This window comes from Candidatus Eisenbacteria bacterium (genome assembly GCA_030017955.1).
In the GTDB taxonomy this organism is placed as follows: domain Bacteria; phylum Eisenbacteria; class RBG-16-71-46; order JASEGR01; family JASEGR01; genus JASEGR01.
Window position 1 is genome coordinate 1 of the sequence record JASEGR010000142.1, and the last position, 3,451, is coordinate 3,451.

Consider the following 3,451-nt stretch of genomic DNA (forward strand, 5'->3'; position numbering starts at 1 on the left):
CCAGGGGCAGAGACATAGACAAGGAATTTCCGGGACACGACACTAGAAAGGTCGGGTAGGAGTCGCAACGAATTCAGGAGTTCCGCGGCTCGGAGGAGAAGAACGGCGGGAGGTGGGTATGGGGAAAGAGAAAGCAGGACGGGAGGACCTGAGAGAGAGACTTCTTGAGCGCGGGCCGTCCTTCTTGAGGGATTCCGAGCTTCTGACAATAATCGTCGGGTCGGGCTCACGAAGAACAAGTGCCCGCGAAATCGCCTTGTCCCTCATCGGCCCCAATGGCATCAGGGAACTCCCTTCATTCTCCTCTTCCCAGCTCATCCGGAAAAGGGGACTGGGCCCGGCTCTTGCGGCGCGAATCCTGGCGTCAGTCGAGTTGGGAAGAAGACTTTTCCAGGATCAAAAGGAAAGCACCGCGACTCTAAACACGCCCGAGGATGTCTTCAAAGCCACCGCGGAGCTTAAGGTCCACAAGAAGGAACATTTCGTTGCGCTCTACCTGAATGCCAGAAATCAGCTCTTGAGAAAAGAAATTGTTTCAATAGGAAGCCTCAACGCATCAATTGTTCACCCACGGGAAGTATTCGAACCCGCTGTTTCCAACTCTGCCCTTTCTGTGATCCTTGTCCACAATCATCCCTCCGGCGATTCGGAGCCAAGCGTTGAGGACATTGCCATAACAAAAAGGCTCATCCGGGCAGGGGAAATAATGGGTATCGACGTGCTTGACCATGTGATTATTGGAAACGGCGGTTTTGTGAGTCTCAGGGAAAGAGGAGTCTTCGAGTCCTAGCCCGCATCGGGCGATGAGCCATGTCTCCGCAGCAAAAAACAGTTGTGATGGAAGTTGAAATCGGATAAGGTACACGCTGCAGTAAATCTGGAAGACCTCTGAACCTCATGAGAAAGGAGGTTGGAAGTAGCAGGAAAGGAATGAGATCTCAAAACGTGTCAAGTTGCGATTTGTCGGGTTTCACGTTGGAGAGAGAACTCAACTCCACACTGATTAACGAGGAGGAGAACGATGAAACATGCTCTAGTCTGCGCAGTCTCACTGTTTTTGATCTTTGTCGTGGTTGGCCAGGCTTTTTCACAGGTAATCCGGCGCCCGCAAATTGAATTATACGCGGGGGTCGGGATTCCGACCGCTCCAGAGAGTTTCAAGGATTATTGGAAGGTTGGGTTCAGTGGCCACGGCCAGTACGTTGTTTTCCTACGCCCCAACGTGGGGGTCACACTGGGGGCGGGCTATGAAAGGTTCACATTCGACGAGGAGAAGGTCCTCAGCGATGCGGGGATTGGGCCCGGGTCTGGTGTTAGCATAGACGCGCCTGTAAGCATTTTGGAATTCGGCATCGGTGTGCGGCCGTACTTGACACCGGCAGAAGCGCCAACTCAGATATTCCTGTTTGGCATGGGAACAATGAATGTCATGAAATGGAAGATGGAAATCAGCTGGCCGGGTGGGACTCTTATCGTTGTTCCCGAAGACGACGAGACCAAGATGGGTGTTGCAGTGGGTGCGGGAGTCGAAGTTCCGGCAGGCGAGTCGATCAATCTGATTGTGCAAGGAGTATTGCGAATTGTGTCTTCTGACAAGCTTACAGGCGGAGATAATCTCTCGTTTCTGGGTGTGACCGCGGGGCTGGTGTTCTAGCGGCCGTCTCATCTGAACGGCATGGATACGTCAGTGTCTCCGCTCCATCCTGCGGACGAAGTGCGGATGGAGCCCGGAATTGCTGTGCGTCTGGCGAAAGCTCCGGCAGGCTTCGTGTTCCGGCGTGACAGTGTGCGTACGGCGGGATGCATGGGGTTAGTGCTCACCTTCCGCCCGGGCATTCTCAGAAATCAGTTGACATGCTGAAATATCGGGTGGTAATGTCCGTCTGATTTATGCCCTTAACTATGCCAGATCCATTCCGAAGCTACCGCAGCAAGCGGTGTTTGTGTCTAAGGGGAGGATCGCTCCTCTTCCTCGCTCTCACGTTGTTCTCCTCCTACCCGTCTTGGGCCGGCGGCAGATGGTACGACTTCTACAACGACGGCCTTCGGATGATGAAAGAAGAGAACTGGCAGGGCGCCATCGCAGAGTTCACAAAAGCCGTTGCTGTCGAGTCCAACGATGCGCAGAAAATCCGCACATACGGAGTCAATTTCGTGGAGTACTTCCCTCACAGGGAGATGGGAATCTGCTACTTCAATCTTGGAGATTTTCAGAACGCGATCAGCGAGCTTGAAAGATCGATGAAGACGGTGTTCTCTGCCCGGGCGCGGGAGTACCTCGAAAAAGCCAAGGCCGCCTCCGGAGGCGCGGGACAGGCAGTCACGGCGCCGCCAAAGGTCATTCCTCAGGAAACTCAGGTACCATCACAGGGGCCTTCCATCACGATCACGAAGCCCCTTGAGAATGAGACTATGGCAACTTCGAAACTGACGGTTCAGGGCTTTGCCGTTGACGGAAACAGCGTCACTTCTGTGACAGTAAATGGGATACCGGTGAAGGTGCTTCAGGGGAAGAGGGTGGACTTCAGTCAGGACGTGGCTCTTAGGCCCGGTGAGAATACGATTACCGTTTCTTCTGCTAACTCACGGGGAGTTTCTTCCACGAAGTCAGTGATGGTGAGAATCGCTGAAGAGAAAGCCAGGAAAGTTGGCTCCAAACTCAGCGTCGCTGTTCTTCCTTTCGAGGCCAAGGGGGGGGCGCAGACCCTTGGCGAGATGGTGCTGGATAAGCTCACTACATCTCTCGTCAATCTGCAGAGATTCAATGTTATGGAACGGAGCAAACTCGAAGAACTTCTGAAAGAGCAGAAGCTCGGAATGACAGGCGTTATTGACGCATCAACCGCTGCCCAGGTAGGTAAGAACATCGGAGTCGAGGGAATCTTCCTGGGGAGCGTTAGTCTTTCCGGGAATCTTGCCAGTATTGATGCAAGGCTAATTGACACTGCCTCAGGCTCGATATTGAGTGCAAGAGATGTTTCCTCCAGCACCTCCACGATAGAGAATGTCAAGAAGATGGTTGATGACCTTGTCCAGAAGGTTGCGAATGATATCCCGATCCTCGCTGGAACTGTAATCCAGGTTGAAGGCGATCTAGTCTACCTGGACATCGGATCGAACCGCGGGACAAGGAAGGGAATGAAATTTGTGATCTACAGGGAGGGTGAACCAATCAAGCACCCCGTCACCGGAGAAGTCCTCGGTACGAAAATCGAAGAGTTGGGTGATGTGGCTATCACAGAACCCATGGACAGGATGTGTGCCGCACTAGTTGTGAGAAGAATCGGCGGAACTATTGAAGTAGGGAGTAAAGCTATCACCAAGTGAGGTTTGTCCGCGGGTTCACTTCCGATGAATCCGACATGGTTTTCCTTCCCGGAGGGATTAGAGACAGGGCTAGCTAGTGTAGTGCGTCATTAATATCTTGACATATAGACGTGCCTGCTGTATG

3 protein-coding genes are annotated in these 3,451 nt (G+C 53.0%); all 3 read left to right on the plus strand.

Features of this window, described 5'->3' with window-relative positions:
- Window positions 1–118: 118 nt before the first annotated feature.
- Window positions 119–790: a DNA repair protein RadC gene (gene radC / locus QME66_12970; GenBank protein MDI6809862.1), complete on the plus strand. Its 672-nt coding sequence runs from the start codon at window positions 119–121 to the stop codon at window positions 788–790.
- A 231-nt stretch (window positions 791–1,021) separates the two neighbouring features.
- Window positions 1,022–1,654 carry a hypothetical protein gene (locus tag QME66_12975; GenBank protein MDI6809863.1) on the plus strand — a complete coding sequence of 211 codons (633 nt, stop codon included), beginning with the start codon at window positions 1,022–1,024 and terminating at the stop codon, window positions 1,652–1,654.
- A 287-nt stretch (window positions 1,655–1,941) separates the two neighbouring features.
- Complete coding sequence (locus QME66_12980; protein MDI6809864.1) at window positions 1,942–3,327, plus strand: CsgG/HfaB family protein; 1,386 nt, start codon at window positions 1,942–1,944, stop codon at window positions 3,325–3,327.
- The last annotated feature ends 124 nt before the right edge of the window (window positions 3,328–3,451 follow it).

Coding starts and splice junctions, on each gene's coding strand:
- radC (MDI6809862.1), top strand. CDS start 119: ATGGGGAAAGAGAAAGCAGGACGGGAGGACCTGAGAGAGAGACTTCTT.
- QME66_12975 (MDI6809863.1), top strand. CDS start 1,022: ATGAAACATGCTCTAGTCTGCGCAGTCTCACTGTTTTTGATCTTTGTC.